This is a genomic window from Xylanibacter rarus (assembly GCF_001275135.1).
Lineage (GTDB): Bacteria > Bacteroidota > Bacteroidia > Bacteroidales > Bacteroidaceae > Prevotella > Prevotella rara.
The window spans coordinates 16,904-36,082 of the sequence record NZ_LFQU01000013.1 but is presented as its reverse complement, the minus strand read 5'-3'; the positions used below and the strand labels follow the sequence as shown (position 1 = coordinate 36,082).

The window sequence follows — 19,179 nt, the reverse complement described above, 5'->3', positions numbered from 1 at the left end:
ACATTATTTGCAGCAGATATGGAGGTTTCTGTTTTAACATTCTGCAACAGTTAGATATCGTTTGGCACGCTTATATTTTTCCACTCTTCATCAACCGCATTGCAAAAGGATAGCTTTTGCTTCGTAAAAGGTATGCTTTTACAAGACAAAAGGCCACGTTTTGCAAGCCAAAAGACAGCCTTTTGCAACGCACTGAATATCAAGTTGTTACATAACATAATAAAGACAGACAAAAAGCTGCACTACATACGGCAGACAGCCGACGAGAAGTTAGGCAAATGTTAAGTTAACATAAATATCTGTATGCACGGCCTCACCATGTAGCCAAGCGGCTAAAGACTTATCTGCGCGCTCAATATTATCTCGCGAGGGCGCAGGTTGTAGTATGTGGTCGACGACGAAGCACTGCCGTAATATGTAACGGCATAGTTGCGCCTGTTAAAGATGTTGCGCAGCTCGGCTTGCAGCCTTACCTTCTTCAGGCGCCACACAACGCCGGCATCGGCAAGCAGCGTGTTTACGGTCTGAGCCGACTGCAGTTCGTTGCGGTAGTGAACAGCAGATAAGGTTATGTCTACGCTGCCTATCGTCTGTGTGTAAGAAAGGTTCTGACGCCAGCAGAACAGCATATTTTGTGCGGTTTCATCGGTATTCATGCCGTTCATTGCGAATTGTCCCGCGTAATAAAATGTGCCGAAAGACGGCGAGAAAGTTACTTCGGGCGACATGGTAAAGGTGTGTGCCCTGTAGCCTGTTATGGTCGACATCGACAGCTGTCCGCCTTCCGAATAGGCATACTGCAGGGCAAGGAGAGTCTTTAAGTGCAGACTGAAAAAGCCCTTTGACATCTGTGCTTTTACGAAGGCAGACTGACGGCTGTTGTCTCTTTCGGCAACATAATATCTGTATCGGCCGTCGGCTATGGTCATGTCGGTCATCAGGTTGCTGCGTGTATGGCTATAACTTGCCGTAAACGACCAGAAGAGTTCTTTCACGGGGCGCTTGTAGTCGTAAGTTATGTATGCGCTCAAGGTGCGGTCTACGGGCACAACGCCGCACGTTGCGTAAGTTGTGCGGTAGTCGAAGGCGTATTCATCGAGCACAAAATTGTTCCATTCTCCCGGTTTCATCGCATATCCGCCCCACGCTGTCAGTTCGCTGCGCATGCCGGTCTTGAGGCTGAGATAGAGCGACGGCGACGCATAAAGCAGGTTTCTGTTCTGCGCCGTAAGCCGCTGCCATCTTACGGGCACGCTTAAATTGAGTCGCATGCTGCCGCGTCTGTATTCGACTCCGGGCGTTGCGTAAACTTCCACTGAGGTGTTGCGTCCGCGCAGGTTGAGGTGTTCTATGGCGAAACCCACCTTATATTTCTGCGTGAAATATCTGCCGGGCAAAACTGTTTCAGCGCTGTTGTCGGTATGCCAAAGCAGATTTTTCAGTTCTTCCGTGATTCCGTCAACGTTCAACGAGAACGGAGCGTAATGAAAATCAGCCGTCGAGCGCACCGAAAGTGTATTGTCTCCAAGCGTAAAAAGGCGCGAAAAATCGTTCAAAAGGCGCATTTCGGGCGTTTTCACCGTCTGCGCTGTGGTGCCTTGTGCTGTTCCTTCAATGTGCGAAACGCCCTCACGCCTTGTGGCTTCTGCCAGGAAATACTCGTTGCCGTAGACTTTTTCGTTGTTCAGCGTACTTGTAAAATCCACGTAGACATTATCGCGTTTTATGCAAGAATAGTCGGTTTCATCGGTAGTTTCAACGGTGAAACCGCCTAAATAGTATGACGATGTGTTTGAGGTTGTCTGCTCCTCGTTGCTGTGTGCGTATCCCGCCGTGATGCGCCAGTCGCTTCCCTTGGCAGTCTTTGCCGTGTGCTTCACGTTCAGACTGTATGAACGGTTGAAGCGCAGGCGGTTGTCGTCGATGGGTGCGGCAAGCTCCGGCTGAGTCAACCACTGCGGAACATCTGCCCCTGAGCCATATCCTGTTGTGCCGCCAACGGCAAGCACGTCGTTGCTGTGGCTGAGGTCGTGGCCCGAACGGTCGTATTCGGCATCATAGAGGCTCTGCCGTTTCCGCCCAATCTGCAGCACATCGGCCCCGCCCATGGGTTCTGTGCCTTTCAGCGGAAATGCCACGTCTGCGGCAGGCCGTAGCGTTGCCATCCATTTGTCGCGTGCTCCGGGCTTGAGCTTTATGTTCATTGCCACGTCGTCGGTGAACACTTTATCGCGCAAAGCCTTCACGGGCTGGTCGTGCTGTATCACCTCCGCGCGGTCAACATCTTCAGGTTTCAGCGTCTCGTTCAGTCTGTCGTAGCGTCCGCCCGTCAGGTCTAAGTCTTCAACGGTGAAACGGCTGATGTCCTTTCCGTTGAAACTTATCTTGCCGTTTTTATCGACATCCACTCCGGGAAGTTTCTTCAGCACGTCCTTCAGCGTGTTGTCGCGCTTGTCGGCAAACTTCGACAGGTCGTAGCTTATGGTGTCTCTCAGTCCGGCTATGCGTCCGCTCTTCACCTGAACTTCTCTAAGTTCAAACGCTTCAGGCGTCATCTGTATGCTTACATGCCGCCCCGGACTCACCCTTACCATATGTTTGCGGTAACCGAGAAAGCTCACCGAAAGGCTGTCGCCGGCTTTTACGGCAATGGAGAACACTCCTTTGTCGTCTGCATTGGTAAATGCCACCGGCTTTCCGCCACGCATCAGCGTTACCGCAGCCATGGGCAGAGGCTCTTGTGTGGCTGAATCGGCAACAACACCCGTAACCGACTGCTGTGCCGAAACATACAGACTGAACGGCAGCAACAGCAATGTAATAAACATTCTGATTATTCCTTTCATAGCAAACAGCTTTACAACGGCTGACAGCAGATGTTCTTTGGCAACCTGACTATCGCTCTATCGGATTATACGGAACACCCTTTGGCGGAGCAACTGACTTGCCGCTACGGTCTTGCATCTTTACCGTCACCTTGCCGCCGGCAGTCATATATCCTACAGGATCAGAATAATAACGGCGATAAAGACCGTCCAAATCCTTACGGCTTATCTCCTCATAGCCTTCACCTTTATAGTATATGGGGCGCGGCTCATCGGCAGTCTTTATCCCTATAGCCTCAAACACATAATGGCGTTGGCTGTCGTAAGCGCGCAATATGAGTCCGGGTAGTCCGCAGAGTTTCCACGGCCCATGGTAGAGAGGTATGTCCTCAGCATACCATGCGCTCCACAGGCGCCCCTTATAGCTGGCTGTGGCAAGCCGGCAAGGATAGCCAAGAATGGTGGCGGAGCTGTCTGGACAAAGCTGCCACTGCGGTTTTTCCACGCTTTCAACGCAGACAAAGCGGTCGAGACCGAGCTTTTCGGTGAATGACGAGCGCCCCGTTTCGGGATAATTGGTATACAACCGCCACGGTATGCGGCCGAGAACGCTGTATTGTGTGGCGCCACGGCTTAGAAGTCCGGCATTGATCGAGTCGCTTCTGAAGGCGTCGTAGCTGTAGAAAGCCGTAACCTTGTGCCCCGTTTCGAGCAGCATCGTTTCGTGAGCCGCCTTCATCGGCACTTGCAGCGTGTCCTCAACATAAGCCATGTCATAAGTTATAACGTAGCGCAGAGTGTCGCACGGCTTTCCGGGCTGAAGGTCTTCAGGCGTAAACACATTGATGTTAGTCTGTGCGCTGCCCAACATTGCGCTGACGGCGAGAAGAGATATGGATATAATTCGCTTCATAGTAACAAAAGTTTTGGTTAATGCCGCAAAATTAACGAAGGCAGACCGATGAAAAGGCACATTTCTATTACTTGCGTATTACCGGGAATATTACTAAAATATTATCGCTGCCACGCAGTTCACCTTTATTTACTATATTTGCATACACATTGCCACGCCATGACACGGACGGCAATATGGCGCAAGGCTCGAAGGCAAATCCGTAAACAAAACATAACCGCAAGATGAACAGAAGGATAAAACATGTCTGGACTATAAGCATCGTGGCGATGACTGCAATATTCGCCATGCAGGCTTACTGGCTCTACAACCAATACGAATACAGCAGCACGGTTAAGGCCGAAGAGCTGAAGCAGGCTTGCACCAAGGCGCTTGAAGAAGAAAAGGATATAAGGATTGACAAACAAGAGGACGGCAAAGACGACAGCAGCTACGTAAGAATGCAGATTGTGCTGAAGATCGACCAGAGCACAAAGAAGACAAAAGAAAAAGACAGACAGGTGAAATCTACGATAAGATACACCCTGCCCGACACAAAAAAGCAGCTGAAGGTGAGGAACATTGACATGACTGAAGGTGTGGAACTGACATCGAGATACATGGCCTCTCAGGAAAAGCGGTTCGACCGCAACATATTCGACTCGCTGCTGTATGCTGCCGAAGGCATAAAAACAGACAGCTTCAGGTTTGTCAAGACAAACCGGTGCATGATAAAGCCGGCATTCAGCGTGAGCGGCGGACTAAGCAAGACGCTGCACGTGAGATATTCAACCAATCCGCTTGAAATGGAGGCCGTTGAAATGACCGTCCACGTACCGGCATCGCATATACTCATGCTGATGAGCCGGCAGCTTGCCGCAAGCATCGCATTGCTCATCATACTGGGCTTCTGCATGATGTATCAAATCAAGACGATAATGATTCAGCGCCGCATAAACGCCATAAGGCACGAGTTTATGAAGAACATGATCTACGAGATGAAGCAGCCGCCCGCCAAGACTGCCGACGACGCCACGGCAATAAAAATAGGCTCAACGCTGTTTTTCTACGAGCTCAACGAGCTTCGACACGGCAACGAGAAGGTGATTATCACCAGCCGGCAGGCAGAACTGCTGCGCATTCTTGCCGACAGCCCGAACAAGGTCGTGGGGCGCGAAGTGCTGCTGAAAGAAGTGTGGGGCGACGACTCCTACTCTAACTCCATGGCGCTCAACGTGCAGATAACATATCTGCGCAGGGCTCTGAAGAGCGACGCCGCACTAAGCATAGAGGCAATTATAAGAAAGGGATATGTGCTGAAGACTATGCAAAACCAATAATAAGACAAAGACGTAAGTCATTATTACAAGAACGAGCCGGCACGAAAAAATAGCTATACGCCCAACAGGCCAAAACACCAAACAGCCAACAAGCACAGCGACGCATGCAGGCTACATAAAACAAGACATAAAAAAAATTCCGCCGTCAGACTGCCTAAACACGGCTAAAGTCTCACGACAGGAATTTTAATGTGTATGTATAATATCAGATTTTATTTCTCCTTATATATTATCTTGTTGGCTCCCGAAGTAATGTTCAGAGCCTCAGGATGCTCCTTTATGAACGAGTCGATGTGGCGTATGCGCTTCTCCTCGAGTATCTCGTCGACGGCAATAAGTATGCCCGTCTCCTCAACATCGCCGAAACCATAGTTGATGGCCGTGCCAAACATCTTCATCGTAGGACTCAGACCCATGTATGCGTTCACCAGCGGCGGGATGTTATAGCCCATCTTGCGCACCTCGCGGTTGAGTATGCGGTAGTCGTCCTTGAACGATTCCTCACAGAACAGCTGCTCCAGCTCCTTCTCGTCAGTCTCTATTTTCAGCGGTTTCATCGGTATGATGAGATTGTCAGGATCGTTGAAATGCTTCTTAAGGAAGTACAAGATCATGTCGCGTCCCTTGCGCACGTATGATGGATACATGGTCATTTTGCCGAAGAAATACTTCACGTTGGGCATCACCACGGTGAGCGCTCCCAGTCCGTCCCACAGGTTGTCGAGCGCAAAGAGGCTCTTTGCACCCATCTTAGAGCTCTGATATTCGAGAGATACGAACGAACGTCCCAGCTCAATGGTCTGCGGCATATAGTCCTTCATGAACTTATCAGAGAAATGGAACATGTGTCCCGTAGCAAGTATGGGCTGCCCGTTTTCGTCAAGTTCAACGTCAGTTCCAAGCAGATAACGGTATCCGCCGATAATCTCCTCAGCCTCGGGGTTCCACACGATAAGCTGCTTGTAGCAGTTGTCCATCGTGTCAAACTCGTCGATGTCCATGCTCTTGCCTGTGCCGCCGCCTGCCTCGCGGAACGCAATCTCGCGCAGCCGTCCTATTTCCTTCATAACGTTGGGCGAGTTGTGAGCCGTTATAACATAAATCTCATTGTTACTCTTGTTAGTCATTCTGAGTTGACGCTCAGGCGTAAGCTCACTTTTAAGCAGTTCTTTGTCAATCGGCTGGATAATCTCTTGTTCCATCTTATAAAAAATTAAGAGGTTTATTTGTTGAAGTATCTCTGTTTTAAACCTGTTTCATTATAGTTTGTAGACCTCGTCCTGCACATACTGCGCCCACTGCGCCGGTGTTCTGGACTTGTCGAAAGTCTGCCAGGGAATAGGCTTTCCGATGGCTATGCGGAACGACTTGTGCACATTTTTGTACATCTCGTCGACCAGAAACAACATCGCTATGTTGAACTTTATGCCAAGGGCCTTGCAGACGTTGGCCAAAGTATAGAAGAAGTCTGAGTTGCGCCCGCCGAAATGTATGGGCACCACGTCGCGGTGGGTCTCCACACTCTTCGTTATGAACGTCTTCTTCCATGGCAAGTCGCGTATCTCTCCGTTGATCCTGCGCGAGCAAAGGCCCGCCGGGAACATCAGCATGTGGTTGTCGCTCCTGAAGCCGGCCTCGACCATGGCCGGGAAGCTGCGGCTCTGCGAGCCTGTCTTGTTTATAGGTATGCACAGCGGAGCAAGCCCCGGAAGGTTCATCAGCAGGTCGTTTACCAAATAGCAGAAACGTCCGTCATAATGGCGGCCGATAACGGCACCCAGCGCAACACCGTCTTCTCCGCCGAGAGGGTGATTGCTCACAAAGGTGTAAAGCTTTCCGTCATCCTTGTCGGGCAGGTTCTCCTTGCCGACAATCTCGAGCGTCATGTCAAGATAACGCATGCAGTCCTCGAGCCATTCTACTCCGGTGAGATGTCTGCTGTCCCAAAGATATTTGTTGACTTCGTCCTGATGTACGATATGCTTAAGCCATTTTACCAGCGGCGAGGGCACAAACTTAGCCTTGCTGCCCATTTTACCCCTAAGAATATCGCTGATGTCAATCGTTTTCTCTGTGATACTATTCATGCTTTCGATACTAACTCAATGCAAAAATAATTCAAGTTTTTCAAAAACATACTTATTTTATGGAAAAATATTGGTTTTTTCTCACTTTTGTAACAAAAAACGTATAAAAATCAAACAAAACAAAAACAGACATGCCAAACAATGTAATATATATGACACAAAAAACCGTGCGCCCCACCCTCACAACAGGCGCACATGCCTATTAAATAATGTGGCAGAAACAGACAAGAGCACACGCAAGCGCAACTATGCATGGCAACGCTACCTGCCATGACACATCAAAGCCAGCGCATCGAGCGTCTGCATTTTGTAAAGAAAAATTACAGAACGCATGACAGTTGACGCTCTCAGAACGGCGATGCTCTGCGCTGACACGTGATTTGGCGCAGAAAACAGCAAAAATCACGCTTCCACGATAATACACTGACACACAGAAACTTACATCATTTAAAAGAGAAAAGACGGAGAGTTAAAAAATATTACTCTGCCATTTACGGTGCAAAAGTGGGCCGTTTACGACTCAAAAGCAGTGCATCTACAACATAAAAGCGCTGTTTTTAGACACAAAAATCAGACTTTTCAGGCTATTCTAGCCGTCTAATTACAAACAAAAGTTAACGCACATACTTATTTAACGCCATAAATTTAACATCCGTTACACATTCGTTTTCTAGATTGAAAAAATATTTTGTCATAAGTTTTTACCTGCACCGACAATCTTACATCGCTAAAAATTAAACCCCAATCGATCATTAGACCGCACATAGCTTTATCAATTTTGTGTATTCATGCTTTCAGCCAGCCTTTTTGTTTCTATTGGCGTCTTTTTGTTCGCTTTTTCTTGACATAGTCCGCTATGCCTGCAAAAAACAACAAAAAGCCGCTCAATATAAAGCAAAAACACAGACCGAATCATAACAACCGATTGGGGGTAAAAGCGGAAATGAATAATTTGAGCATAATGTGCATATCCTTCTTTGCTATAAAAATATAAAGTGCGACAAGGGCTTAAGCCACAGACATCAACACAGATGCGGCCTTGCACCTGCTAATGCGCAAAGCCGCCTGAACGTTATAACCGTCCACGGTAAATCCCAACGCCTCTATCCATATCAGAAGCCGAAACCTATCGTCCCGAACACGCCGTTATAATTGTCGATGCCTGCCGTGCGCGAGTTGATGTGGCGATAGCCTATACTGACATTAACGTTAATCAGCTTGCATCTTTTTATCCTGAACATAAGCCGTGCGTCATAAGTTACGTTTTTCCAGTCTGTATGCCCCACAGAGGCGCCAACCTTTCCGTAAAGGTCGATATCAATATATCCTACGCGCCCGAGAGTATATCCTAAGCCGCCGCCTAAATTTGTTGTGCTCAGATATGAGTTTTCCGGATTGTCGTATAGAGCGAGCATTCTTTCCGCCGTTGCAAACATATAAAACTTTTTGGTTATTTTAAATCCCAAATCAGCCCCAAACGACATAACTTGTCTTTCCTTCTGCTTGTATAATGCCGTGCCAAAGTCAAGGTTAAGCATCATTCTGTCAATAAAGCTATTATTACTGTTATCCTTTACATTCTGCATTTCAGCTTTTACATCCTGTGCCCATACTGCCGGCGCAAAAATAATTGACAGCACCAAAATAAAAATTTTTTGTTTCATAATAAAAATAATTTAAGTTTAAAATTTAGATTCGTCAACGCAAATATAATCAAAGTGCACACAGCACGTTTAAATATTCCATTTAATCTTCATATCATGCGTTACATGTTTTTCGGGCGCTTGATATATCAGAAGCTACTGATTTTCAAAACATTACACCAACTCTAAAAATTCAGACAAAGCATAAAATGTAACGTTAGAAACCACAGCAAAGCAACAAACACAAGCAATAATAAAATGAAATAATCATATTTTATTTATCTTTGCAATGCTAGAAAAACAGAAACAGACAGATGAAGAAACTTATATTTATACTGATACTTTTGCCCCTTATGATTAGTTGCACAGACAACAACAATAAGGCAGAAAAGATATTGTCAAATGCCGATTCGCTTTTACAAGCAGGAAATACAGACAAGGCTATTATGTTATTGGAAAGAATAAACGGAAAAAGTCTAACAGGCGCTGATGCCAGAGCCAAATATTGCCTGCTGTTAACAAAGGCATATAACACATTAGGGAAAGTACTTTCTAACGATTCGTTAATAGATTTCAGTATAAAATATTTTGAAAAGACAAAAAATCATACCGATTTAGCCCGCTCGTATTACTATAAAGGGATGTGTATGTTAGACCGTGGAGACTTTGAGAACGGCGTGATTCTATTGAAAAAAGCGGAAAGCGAAGAAAAGCTCTCGTCCGACCCAAGCCTTAGACAGTATATTTATATCAACCTCTCACACGTAAATTTAGAATCCGGAAACTATAAAACAGCATTAAGATATTCACTAAAAGCACTTGAAAATGCAGAAAAGCGCAATAACACCATATGGATGTGCGTATCTTTAGACAAAACCGCTTCATGCTATTATTTCATGAACAAAAAAGACAGTGCCGAATTGTATATGTCAAGAATAATCCCGTTGCTTGAAAAAATCAACGACAAGGAAATGTCGTCAATGTTTTTGAATAACATTGGACTAATTTGGTACGAGAAAGGACTTTACGAAAAAGCAGAACCGATGTTTAGAGAGGCATTCAATCTGCTTGATGTGCCCACCACCCGCATCAATCTGGCAAAGGTTTGCTATGCTAGAGGAAAGACAGAAGTATGTGACACACTTTTAGCCAAGGCTTTAGAAGGAGCGAACTTCGACGAAAAGGCAGAAATCTACCAGTTTATGGCGGAAAAAGCGGAAAAAGAAAACCGCCCGGAAGAGGCCAACATATTTCATAAAAAAGAAAAAATCATGCAGGACAGCGCACTGGCAAGAAAAAAGACAGAAGAAATGCTTTCGCTGCAAAACGAATACGACAACATGAAAAAGGATGAGATGACAGGACAACGCATCGGAATGATTATCATCATCTCTGTATCTGTGTTGCTGTTTTTCGCCATTTCATCGGTGTTTTTGTTCCGCAGGCGTGCCAACAGAACGCGCCGTCTGATAACCGAAATACGCAGGGAGACTGACAAATATCAGCGCGAGCTTGAGGATGCTGAGCGCACGAGCCGGGGAGACAAAAAGGAGATTGAACGGCTGAGGAAGAAACTTGAGCAGGGCGAGGCACGCCTAAGCGCGATACTCGACCACGGAAAAGACCTGTATGAGAGCGTAAAACTCGATGGAAACGTGTCAAAATGGAGCAAAGACGACTTTGAAGCCGTTGTAGAATATCTTAGGGCTAAGATGCCCAACGAGGTGAGAATGATAGAGGAAACCCACACAAAGCTAACTGCCTATGCCACGTTTTTCCTGCTTCTATCAGCCATAGGTATGGACGCAGCAGACACGGCACGCATTATGGGCATATCGCAAGGAGCCGTCAGAACCATGCGCCACAGACTCAAGAAGAAGGAAAAAGGTGAAAATAACAATTAGGAATGCCACAGAAATGAAATGCCGAAACAGGCATCAGACATGCCCGAACGGCTATATCAGCTCATGCCCCTTAAGGTGCAAATAATGCCGTTATGGCAGTCGATGTGGAGGCATTATTGACTTTAACATATTAAATTTGCATTTTTGTGGTGAATTGTGGTGAATTGTGGAGGAAAATACTTACCTTTGGCACCGGATTCCTATTATAGATGTACGCATGCGATTTTTGGGAAGCATAGAAGCCAAGACCGACGTAAAGGGGCGCGCCTTTTTGCCGGCGATATTCCGCAAGGAGCTACAAGACTCTTATGAGGAATATCTCGTCATGCGCAAGGACGTGTTTCAGCTCTGCCTCGTGCTTTATCCCGCATCCGTATGGAACCGTCAGACCGAGGCCCTGCGTTCGCGTCTTAACCGCTGGGACAGCAGGCATCAGCAGATATTCCGCCAGTTTGTGGCCGACGCAGAAATCGTTTCGCTCGACGCCAACGGGCGTTTTCTTATCCCCAAGCGCTACCTTAAGATGGCAGGCATAAGCCAGGAGATAAAGTTTATTGGCATGGACGACACCATAGAGATATGGAGCCGCGACAACGCCGACAAGCCTTTCATGGAGCCGGAGGAGTTTGGCGCGTCGCTCGAAGAGATAATGAAACAGGACATCAACGGCGGACAGGCCGTATAATGCATGCTGCCAAGGGATCTTTTTTGTAACTCAACTAATCATCACTCAAATATAACGCAAATGGTGACCACCGCAAAGACATACCACATTCCTGTCTTGATGAAAGACAGCGTCGACGGTCTGAACATAGGTTCGGCCGGCATCTATGTTGACGTAACCTTCGGAGGCGGCGGACACAGCCGCGAAATTCTGTCGCGTCTCGACGCCGACGGACATCTGTACAGCTTCGACCAGGACGCCGACGCCGAAAAAAACATCATAAACGACAATCGTCTGACTTTCGTGAGGAGTAACTTCAGGTATCTGAAAAACTGGATGCGCTATTACGGCGTCGACCACATAGACGGCCTGCTGGCCGACCTCGGCGTGTCGAGCCACCACTTCGACGACGAGTCGCGCGGATTCTCGTTCCGCTTCGACGCCCCGCTCGACATGCGCATGAACAAGCGCGACGGCACAACGGCGGCCGACGTGGTGAACACATACGACGAGGAGCGCCTGGCAGACATATTCTACCTGTACGGCGAACTGAAAAACTCGAGAAAGATAGCTGCTGCGCTGGTGAAGGCGCGCGCTGCACACAAGATAGAGACCACACAAGACTTTATAGGCGCCGTGGAAAGCCTGTTCAGGCGTGAGCGCGAAAAGAAAGACATGGCAAAACTCTTTCAGGCCCTGCGCATAGAGGTAAACAACGAGATGACAGCCCTGAAGGAGATGCTAAGGTCGGCAACGGAGCTGCTGAGACCCGGCGGCAGACTGTCGGTGATAACATATCACAGTCTGGAAGACCGCATCGTGAAAAACGTGATGAAGACAGGCAACCCTGAGGGGAAGATAAAGCAAGACTTCTTCGGACGGATAGAGACGCCATTCACCCTCATAAACAACAAAGTGATAACGCCGGACGACGAGGAGCTGGCAAACAACCCGAGAAGCCGAAGTGCAAAACTTAGAATAGCTGAAAAGAAAGATGACTGAAAAAGAAGATTTGGAAAAGAAGATGAACGGAGTGGCCGGTGACGACGGCCCCGGAAAGAACGAGAATGAGGAGGAACCGTCACTGTTTAAACAAGTGATGAGAGAGCAGGCCATAGAGGAAGAAAGGCCTCAGTCGGCCAACTTTACGCTGCGCAAGATTCTCGGAGGCGACTTTCTGTCTACCGAGATGCTGAAAAAACAGATTTGGGTGATAGTGCTCATAGCAGCCTTCACGCTGGTATATGTGTCCAACAGATACAGCTGTCAGAAAGACATACTTGAAATCAACGAGCTTAACGAGAAACTGAAAGATGCCAAATATAAGGCACTGGCAAGCTCGAGCGAACTGACCGAAATGTGCCGCGAGAGCAACGTGCTGGAGATGCTGAAGAACAACAAAGACAGCATTCTGCACATAGCCAATCAACCACCTTACATAATAAACGTACCCGAAAATGAGCAATAAGTTCGACAGAAAAAAGATAATTCCGAGATATAAGATCATAGCCTACGTGATGGTTGTGGTAGGAATAATAATCATCGGCAAGGCCATGTGCATTGCCACCGTGGAGCGCGACTACTGGCTGAAAGTGGCTTCACGACTGAAGAAAGACAGCGTGGACATTAAGCCCGTAAGAGGAAACATCCTGAGCTGCGACGGTCAACTCATGGCCGGTTCGCTGCCAGAATTTCGTCTGTACATGGACTTCAGAGCAGGCGGAGAGGAGAAAGACTCTCTGTGGCAGGTTAAACTCGACAGCATATGCATGGGCCTGCACGAGATATTTCCCGAGAAATCGGCAGCCAAATTTAAGGAAGATCTTGAGAAAGGACGCAAGCAGAGAAGTCAGCACTGGCCTATATGGAATGGCCGTGTCAGCTATGCCGTCTATTCAGAAGTGAAAAAGCTTCCTGTGTTTAATCTGTCTAAATACAAGGGCGGATACCATGTTGATACGCTTGGTTCACGTCAGCGCCCGTTCGGTTCGCTTGCACAGAGGACTATCGGCGACATTTACGGCGAAAAAGACTCTGCCCGCTGCGGACTTGAGTTGTCTTTCGATTCAATTTTGAGAGGTAAGAAAGGAAAGCAAAATCGCCGAAAGGTGAGAAATAAGTATCTTGGCCTCACCACAATACCGCCCATCGACGGTGCCGACATAGTGACCACAATTGATGTGGGCATGCAGGACCTTGCCGAGCGCGCGCTTATCGACGAGCTGAAAGATATCAACGGCAACGTGGGCGTTGCCATTGTCATGGAGGTTAAGACGGGCGACGTGAAGGCCATAGTCAACATGGCAAAATGCGTAGACGGTGAATACCGCGAGATAAAGAACAGCGCCGTGTCAGACCTGCTCGAGCCTGGCTCGGTGTTCAAGACGGCATCAATAATGGTTGCGCTCGACGACGGAGTGGTTGACACTACATACAAGGTGGACACGGGCAACGGTATATGGGATATGTACGGAGCAAAGATGCGCGACCACAACTGGCACCGCGGAGGCTATCAGATGCTGACGCTGCCGCAGACGCTCGAATACAGCTCTAACATCGGCGTAAGCCGGATAATAGACAAGTTCTATCATGACAAACCGGAGAAGTTTGTTGAAGGCATCGACCGCCTCGGCCTGCGCACCGACCTGCATCTTCCGATCGTCGGATACGCAGCACCGAAAATCCGCATGCCGAAGAAGAACGGCAAGGGCCAGTATGTCAACTGGAGCAAGACGGCGCTGCCGTGGATGAGCATCGGCTACGAAACTCAGGTGCCGCCGATATCTACGCTCACATTCTATAACGCCATAGCCAACAACGGAACGATGATGCGCCCGCGCTTCGTAAAACAGATTGTAAAAGACGGCGAGGTGATAGCCGAGTTTCCGCCAGAAGTGATAAAGGCGCGCATCTGCAAGGAGAAGACGCTGCGCGAGATACAGACCATACTTGAGCACGTGGTAAGCCAGGGCCTCGGCAAGCGCGCCGGCTCTACATCGTTCAAGGTGGCAGGCAAGACTGGTACGGCACAGATATCTAAAGGCGCCGGAGGCTACAAGTCGGGCAAGGTAAACTATCTGCTCAGCTTTGCCGGCTACTTCCCCGCCGACGATCCTCGCTACAGCTGCATCGTATGCATACAGAAATCGGGACTCCCCGCATCGGGCGGCGGCATGAGCGGTCTGGTATTCCACAACATAGCCGAAGGCATCATGGCACAGAGCCTGAAGCTGAGCGTTGAAGACGCACGCGACTCGCTCTCTATACTCATGCCCGACGTAAAGAGCGGCAACATCCTTGCTGCCGACTATGTGCTCAGCCATCTCGGCATCAGCACCAACAAGAACTGGAGCGGAAGCTATGCCAACGGCAATCCTATATGGGGAAGCGCTAAGAGAGAGGCATCATCGGTGATGCTCACAAGAGGGCCTCACTATGAAACCAAGATAGTGCCCGACGTAATAGGCATGGGTGCACGCGACGCCGTGTATATCCTCGAGAGCCGAGGCGTAAAAGTAAGACTCAGCGGCCGCGGAAAGGTAACGCAGCAGAGTCTGCCTGCAGGACATATAATAAAGAAAGGTGAGGTATGCTCACTAAAACTCGAAATATAAAAACAATAAAGATATGACACTAAGTGAACTGATAAAGAACATTGACACGGTTAACATAACCGGAAGCACAGACATAGAAATAAAAGGCGTGGACATCGACTCGCGCCGCGTAGCCGAAGGCCATCTATTCGTAGCCATGAAGGGCACACAGGTAGACGGCCATACATTCATCGGCAAAGCCGTGGCTCAGGGAGCAGCCGCAATACTCTGCGAGGACATGCCGGCAGAGGTTGCCGAAGGCGTAACCTACGTTCAGGTAAGTTCTACTGAAGACACCGTCGGAAAGGTTGCCACACAATTCTACGGCGACCCGTCGAGAAAGCTCAAGCTGGTGGGCGTTACCGGCACCAACGGCAAGACAACCATTGCCACCCTGCTCTACAACATGTTCCGCAAGCTTGGCTACAAGTGCGGACTGCTGTCTACGGTGTGCAACTATATCGAGGAAGAGAAGATTCCTGCCGACCACACCACCCCCGACCCTATCGAGCTCAACGCGCTGCTCAGCCGTATGGTTGATGCAGGATGCGAGTATGCCTTCATGGAGTGCAGCTCTCACGCAATAGCCCAGAAGCGCATAGGCGGACTCAACTTCACAGGCGGTATATTCACCAACCTTACACGCGACCATCTCGACTATCACAAGACTTTCGAGAACTACCGCGACGCTAAGAAGGCCTTCTTCGACGGTCTGCCAAAGACTGCTTTCGCCATAACCAACGCCGACGACAAGAACGGCATGGTGATGGTGCAGAACACCAAGGCTAAGGTTAAGACATATTCTGTCAGAAGCATGGCCGACTTTAAGGCTAAGATACTTGAATGTCACTTCGGCGGAATGTATCTCGAGATTGACGGACGCGAGGTTGGAGTGCAGTTTATCGGCAAGTTCAACGTCAGCAACCTGCTCGCCGTTTACGGTGCAGCCGTAATGCTCGGACAGAGTCCGGAGAACATACTCATAGCCATGAGCACGCTGAAGAGCGTCAGCGGCCGTCTCGATCCGGTTCACTCACCTCTGGGATATACAGCAATAGTAGACTATGCCCACACACCCGACGCCCTTGAGAATGTATTAAAGGCAATACACGAGGTGCTCAACGGCAAGGGACACGTGATAACCGTGTGCGGAGCCGGCGGCAACCGCGACAAGGGCAAGCGCCCGATTATGGCTCAGGAGGCCGTAAAGCAGAGCGACAAGGTTATCATAACAAGCGACAATCCGCGCTTTGAGGACCCGCAGGACATCATCAACGACATGCTGGCCGGACTTACTCCGCAGCAGATGACCAAAGTGGTGAGCATCGTAGACCGCAAGGAGGCCATACGCACGGCCTGCATGCTGGCGCAGAAAGGCGACGTGATACTCGTTGCCGGCAAGGGACATGAGGACTATCAGGAGATTAAAGGTGTGAAACATCACTTCGACGACAAGGAGATAATCCGAGACATATTTGAAAATCAGAAAGCATAACCCCCAAACTTAAAGATAATGTTATACTATTTATTCCGTTTCCTTGAGCAGTTTGGCATTCCGGGAGCTCACGTGTGGGGCTACATCTCGTTCCGCGCGCTGCTGGCGCTCATCCTTGCGCTGGTAATATCAGCATGGTTCGGCGAAAAGTTTATCAAGTATCTGAAGAGCAAGCAGATAACCGAAACCCAGCGCGACGCCAAGATAGACCCCTTCGGCGTAAAGAAGATAGGTGTGCCGTCTATGGGCGGTATCATCATCATCGTGGCCATCCTCGTGCCCGTGCTGCTGCTAGGCCGCATGCGCAACATCTACATCATCCTGATGATAATAACCACGCTGTGGCTCGGATTCCTCGGCGGTCTCGACGACTACATCAAAATATTCCGCCACAACAAGGAAGGACTGCCCGGACGCTTCAAGATTATCGGACAGATAAGCATCGGCCTCATCGTGGGCCTGGTGCTGTGGTTCAGTCCTGACGCCAAGATAAACGAGAACCTGGCCATCGAGAAGCAGGATGGCAAGGAAGTCGTAGTGAAGCACAGGCCCGAGGCCACCAAGTCGCTGAAGACAACAATACCCTTCGTCAAAGGGCATAACCTCGACTACGCCAACATCATGAGCTTCTGCGGCAAGTACAAGACTGCTGCAGGATGGATACTGTTCGTGGTGATGACCATATTCGTTGTAACAGCCGTGTCAAACGGTGCCAACCTCAACGACGGAATGGACGGCATGTGTGCCGGCAACTCGGCCATAATAGGCGTGGTGCTGGGCATATTTGCCTATGTGAGCAGTCACATCGAATATGCCGCTTACCTCAACATCATGTACATCCCGGGCTCACAGGAACTTGTGGTGTTCCTATGTGCCTTCATCGGTGCGCTTATCGGTTTCCTGTGGTACAACGCCTATCCGGCGCAGATATTCATGGGCGACACCGGTTCGCTGACCATCGGCGGTATCATTGCCGTGTGTGCCATCATCATACACAAGGAGCTGATGCTGCCTATACTCTGTGGAATCTTCTTCGTCGAAAGCCTCAGCGTGATAATGCAGGTGTGGTATGCCAAGATGGGCACCCGCAAAGGCGTTAAGCAGCGCATGTTCAAGCGCGCGCCGCTGCACGACACCTTCCGCACGCAGCAGGAACAGCTCGACCCGGAGATTAAGTATCTATTCAAAAAGCCCAAAGGAGCGGTGCATGAATCGAAGATAACCATACGCTTCTGGATTGTCACCATCATCCTTGCGGCACTCACAATCATTACACTGAAAATAAGATAAACAGACGAGTATGAAAAGAATCGTTATATTAGGAGCCGGTGAGAGCGGTGCCGGAGCCGCCGTACTGGCAAAGAAAGAAGGCTTCGACGTCTTCGTTTCTGACATGTCGTCCATCAAGGACAAATACAAGGACATGCTCAACAGCCACGGCATAGAATGGGAAGAGGGACACCACACGGAGGAACTCATCCTGAACGCCGACGAGATTATCAAGAGTCCGGGCATCCCTTCAGACGCCCCGATGATAAAGAAATGCGTGGCTAAGGGCATCCACCTCATCAGCGAGATTGAGTTTGCTGGCCGCTACACCGACTCAAAGATGATCTGCATAACGGGAAGCAACGGCAAGACAACCACTACATCACTGATATATCATATCTTCAAGAGCGCAGGCTACGACGTGGGCCTGGCCGGAAACATAGGCAACAGCCTCGCACTGCAGGTGGCCGAGACGCCGCACGACTATTACGTCATCGAGCTCAGTTCATTCCAGCTCGACAACATGTACGACTTCCGCGCCAACATAGCCATCCTGCTGAACATCACGCCCGACCATCTCGACCGCTACGACAACTGCATGCAAAACTATGTAGACGCCAAGATGCGCATCTTGCAGAACCAGACAGACGAAGACTCGTTCATTTACTGGAACGACGACCCGATAGTAAGCCGCGAGCTCGAGAAATATGACATAAAGGCCATACGCTATCCGTTCTCGGAACTGAAGGAGAAAGGATCTATCGGATACATCGAGGAAGGCATGTACAAGATAGAGAAGCCCACACCCTTCAACATGGAGCAGGAGGCCCTGAGCCTTACAGGCAAGCACAACATATACAACTCTCTGGCAGCGGGCATTGCCTCTAACGTGGCTGGAATAAAGAAAGAATTTATACGCAAGAGCCTCAGCGACTTCCCCGGCGTTGAGCATCGCCTCGAAAAGGTAACTACAGTGGCAGGCGTGCTTTACGTAAACGACTCTAAGGCCACCAATGTGGACGCATGCTGGTATGCGCTCGAAAGCATGAAGACTCCCGTAATACTTATTCTCGGCGGAAAAGACAAGGGCAACGACTATAACGCAATAAAAGACCTTGTGAAGGAAAAGTGTGCCGGACTGGTTTATCTCGGTGCCGACAACACCAAACTTCACAACTTCTTCGACGGCATGGGCATACCCGTTCGCGACACCCACTCAATGCGCGACTGCGTAAACGCATGCTATGAGATGGCAAAGCCCGGACAGACAGTGCTGCTTAGTCCCTGCTGCGCCAGCTTCGACCTATTTAAGAACATGGAAGACCGCGGCGAACAGTTTAAGACACTCGTAAGAGCTCTCTGACACATCGCCGCTACATCAAGGCCGTCCGTCACAGCACCGCCTCACGCCAAGCACTGACGGACAGCCTCTTCATCAACAATAGCAAACAATAATATCAACAGACA

The 19,179-nt window shown here is 49.1% G+C and carries 14 protein-coding genes; 9 read left to right on the top strand and 5 right to left on the bottom strand.

The annotated features are described in order from the left end of the window. Positions 1-332 precede the first annotated feature (332 nt). Positions 333-2,846, bottom strand: coding sequence for a carboxypeptidase-like regulatory domain-containing protein (locus ACU52_RS07865; RefSeq protein WP_082335211.1), 2,514 nt, complete (start codon positions 2,844-2,846; stop codon positions 333-335). Positions 2,847-2,895: 49 nt separating this feature from the next. Next, on the bottom strand, positions 2,896-3,738 hold the full coding sequence (locus tag ACU52_RS07860; RefSeq protein WP_053398395.1) for a GLPGLI family protein: 843 nt from the start codon (positions 3,736-3,738) through the stop codon (positions 2,896-2,898). Between the two features lie 224 nt (positions 3,739-3,962). Between ACU52_RS07860 and ACU52_RS15570 the strand changes: the two genes are divergently transcribed. Continuing rightward, positions 3,963-5,057: a winged helix-turn-helix domain-containing protein gene (locus ACU52_RS15570; RefSeq protein ID WP_053398394.1), complete on the top strand. Its 1,095-nt coding sequence runs from the start codon at positions 3,963-3,965 to the stop codon at positions 5,055-5,057. 212 nt (positions 5,058-5,269) lie between these two features. Here ACU52_RS15570 and ACU52_RS07850 read toward each other — a convergent pair whose 3' ends face one another. The 3 genes from ACU52_RS07850 to ACU52_RS07840 form a co-directional block, all read right to left on the bottom strand. After that, positions 5,270-6,259 carry a glycine N(alpha)-acyltransferase GlsB gene (locus ACU52_RS07850; protein ID WP_021854873.1) on the bottom strand — a complete coding sequence of 330 codons (990 nt, stop codon included), beginning with the start codon at positions 6,257-6,259 and terminating at the stop codon, positions 5,270-5,272. A gap of 57 nt (positions 6,260-6,316) precedes the next feature. Further along, complete coding sequence (locus ACU52_RS07845; protein ID WP_053398393.1) at positions 6,317-7,144, bottom strand: lyso-glycine lipid O-acyltransferase GlsA; 828 nt, start codon at positions 7,142-7,144, stop codon at positions 6,317-6,319. Between the two features lie 1,112 nt (positions 7,145-8,256). Continuing rightward, the gene (locus ACU52_RS07840; RefSeq protein WP_125105504.1) at positions 8,257-8,808 is read right to left on the bottom strand and encodes a hypothetical protein; all 552 of its coding nucleotides are present in this window, start codon (positions 8,806-8,808) and stop codon (positions 8,257-8,259) included. 626 nt (positions 8,809-9,434) lie between these two features. Between ACU52_RS07840 and ACU52_RS07835 the strand changes: the two genes are divergently transcribed. The 8 genes from ACU52_RS07835 to murD all read left to right on the top strand — a co-directional run bounded on the left by ACU52_RS07835 (position 9,435) and on the right by murD (position 19,075). Beyond that, complete coding sequence (locus ACU52_RS07835; RefSeq protein WP_147630814.1) at positions 9,435-10,691, top strand: tetratricopeptide repeat protein; 1,257 nt, start codon at positions 9,435-9,437, stop codon at positions 10,689-10,691. Between the two features lie 217 nt (positions 10,692-10,908). Further along, positions 10,909-11,376 (top strand): division/cell wall cluster transcriptional repressor MraZ, encoded by a 468-nt coding sequence (mraZ, locus tag ACU52_RS07830; protein ID WP_053398390.1) that lies wholly within the window; start codon positions 10,909-10,911, stop codon positions 11,374-11,376. A 60-nt stretch (positions 11,377-11,436) separates the two neighbouring features. Next, positions 11,437-12,357: a 16S rRNA (cytosine(1402)-N(4))-methyltransferase RsmH gene (rsmH, locus tag ACU52_RS07825; protein WP_053398389.1), complete on the top strand. Its 921-nt coding sequence runs from the start codon at positions 11,437-11,439 to the stop codon at positions 12,355-12,357. Between the two features lie 22 nt (positions 12,358-12,379). Then, entirely contained in the window at positions 12,380-12,823 is a 444-nt protein-coding gene (locus tag ACU52_RS07820; RefSeq protein WP_394330580.1) for an FtsL-like putative cell division protein, read from the top strand. Then, positions 12,813-14,969: a penicillin-binding protein gene (locus tag ACU52_RS07815; RefSeq protein WP_053398388.1), complete on the top strand. Its 2,157-nt coding sequence runs from the start codon at positions 12,813-12,815 to the stop codon at positions 14,967-14,969. The genes ACU52_RS07820 and ACU52_RS07815 overlap by 11 nt, the downstream gene beginning before the upstream one ends. A 13-nt stretch (positions 14,970-14,982) precedes the next feature. Then, entirely contained in the window at positions 14,983-16,443 is a 1,461-nt protein-coding gene (locus tag ACU52_RS07810) for a UDP-N-acetylmuramoyl-L-alanyl-D-glutamate--2,6-diaminopimelate ligase (protein ID WP_053398387.1), read from the top strand. Between the two features lie 18 nt (positions 16,444-16,461). Next, positions 16,462-17,733, top strand: a complete 1,272-nt coding sequence (locus ACU52_RS07805; RefSeq protein ID WP_021855909.1) for a phospho-N-acetylmuramoyl-pentapeptide-transferase — start codon at positions 16,462-16,464, stop codon at positions 17,731-17,733. Positions 17,734-17,743: 10 nt separating this feature from the next. Beyond that, positions 17,744-19,075, top strand: a complete 1,332-nt coding sequence (murD, locus tag ACU52_RS07800) for a UDP-N-acetylmuramoyl-L-alanine--D-glutamate ligase (protein WP_053398386.1) — start codon at positions 17,744-17,746, stop codon at positions 19,073-19,075. The last annotated feature ends 104 nt before the right edge of the window (positions 19,076-19,179 follow it).

What these genes read in the sequence shown, in the direction of transcription:
- ACU52_RS07810 (WP_053398387.1), top strand. Translation starts at nt 14,983, where the DNA reads ATGACACTAAGTGAACTGATAAAGAACATTGACACGGTTAACATAACC.
- ACU52_RS07840 (WP_125105504.1), bottom strand. Translation starts at nt 8,808, where the DNA reads ATGAAACAAAAAATTTTTATTTTGGTGCTGTCAATTATTTTTGCGCCG.
- ACU52_RS07835 (WP_147630814.1), top strand. Translation starts at nt 9,435, where the DNA reads ATGTTAGACCGTGGAGACTTTGAGAACGGCGTGATTCTATTGAAAAAA.
- ACU52_RS07860 (WP_053398395.1), bottom strand. Translation starts at nt 3,738, where the DNA reads ATGAAGCGAATTATATCCATATCTCTTCTCGCCGTCAGCGCAATGTTG.
- ACU52_RS07850 (WP_021854873.1), bottom strand. Translation starts at nt 6,259, where the DNA reads ATGGAACAAGAGATTATCCAGCCGATTGACAAAGAACTGCTTAAAAGT.
- murD (WP_053398386.1), top strand. Translation starts at nt 17,744, where the DNA reads ATGAAAAGAATCGTTATATTAGGAGCCGGTGAGAGCGGTGCCGGAGCC.
- ACU52_RS07815 (WP_053398388.1), top strand. Translation starts at nt 12,813, where the DNA reads ATGAGCAATAAGTTCGACAGAAAAAAGATAATTCCGAGATATAAGATC.
- ACU52_RS15570 (WP_053398394.1), top strand. Translation starts at nt 3,963, where the DNA reads ATGAACAGAAGGATAAAACATGTCTGGACTATAAGCATCGTGGCGATG.
- ACU52_RS07845 (WP_053398393.1), bottom strand. Translation starts at nt 7,144, where the DNA reads ATGAATAGTATCACAGAGAAAACGATTGACATCAGCGATATTCTTAGG.
- rsmH (WP_053398389.1), top strand. Translation starts at nt 11,437, where the DNA reads ATGGTGACCACCGCAAAGACATACCACATTCCTGTCTTGATGAAAGAC.
- ACU52_RS07805 (WP_021855909.1), top strand. Translation starts at nt 16,462, where the DNA reads ATGTTATACTATTTATTCCGTTTCCTTGAGCAGTTTGGCATTCCGGGA.
- ACU52_RS07865 (WP_082335211.1), bottom strand. Translation starts at nt 2,846, where the DNA reads ATGAAAGGAATAATCAGAATGTTTATTACATTGCTGTTGCTGCCGTTC.
- ACU52_RS07820 (WP_394330580.1), top strand. Translation starts at nt 12,380, where the DNA reads ATGAACGGAGTGGCCGGTGACGACGGCCCCGGAAAGAACGAGAATGAG.
- mraZ (WP_053398390.1), top strand. Translation starts at nt 10,909, where the DNA reads ATGCGATTTTTGGGAAGCATAGAAGCCAAGACCGACGTAAAGGGGCGC.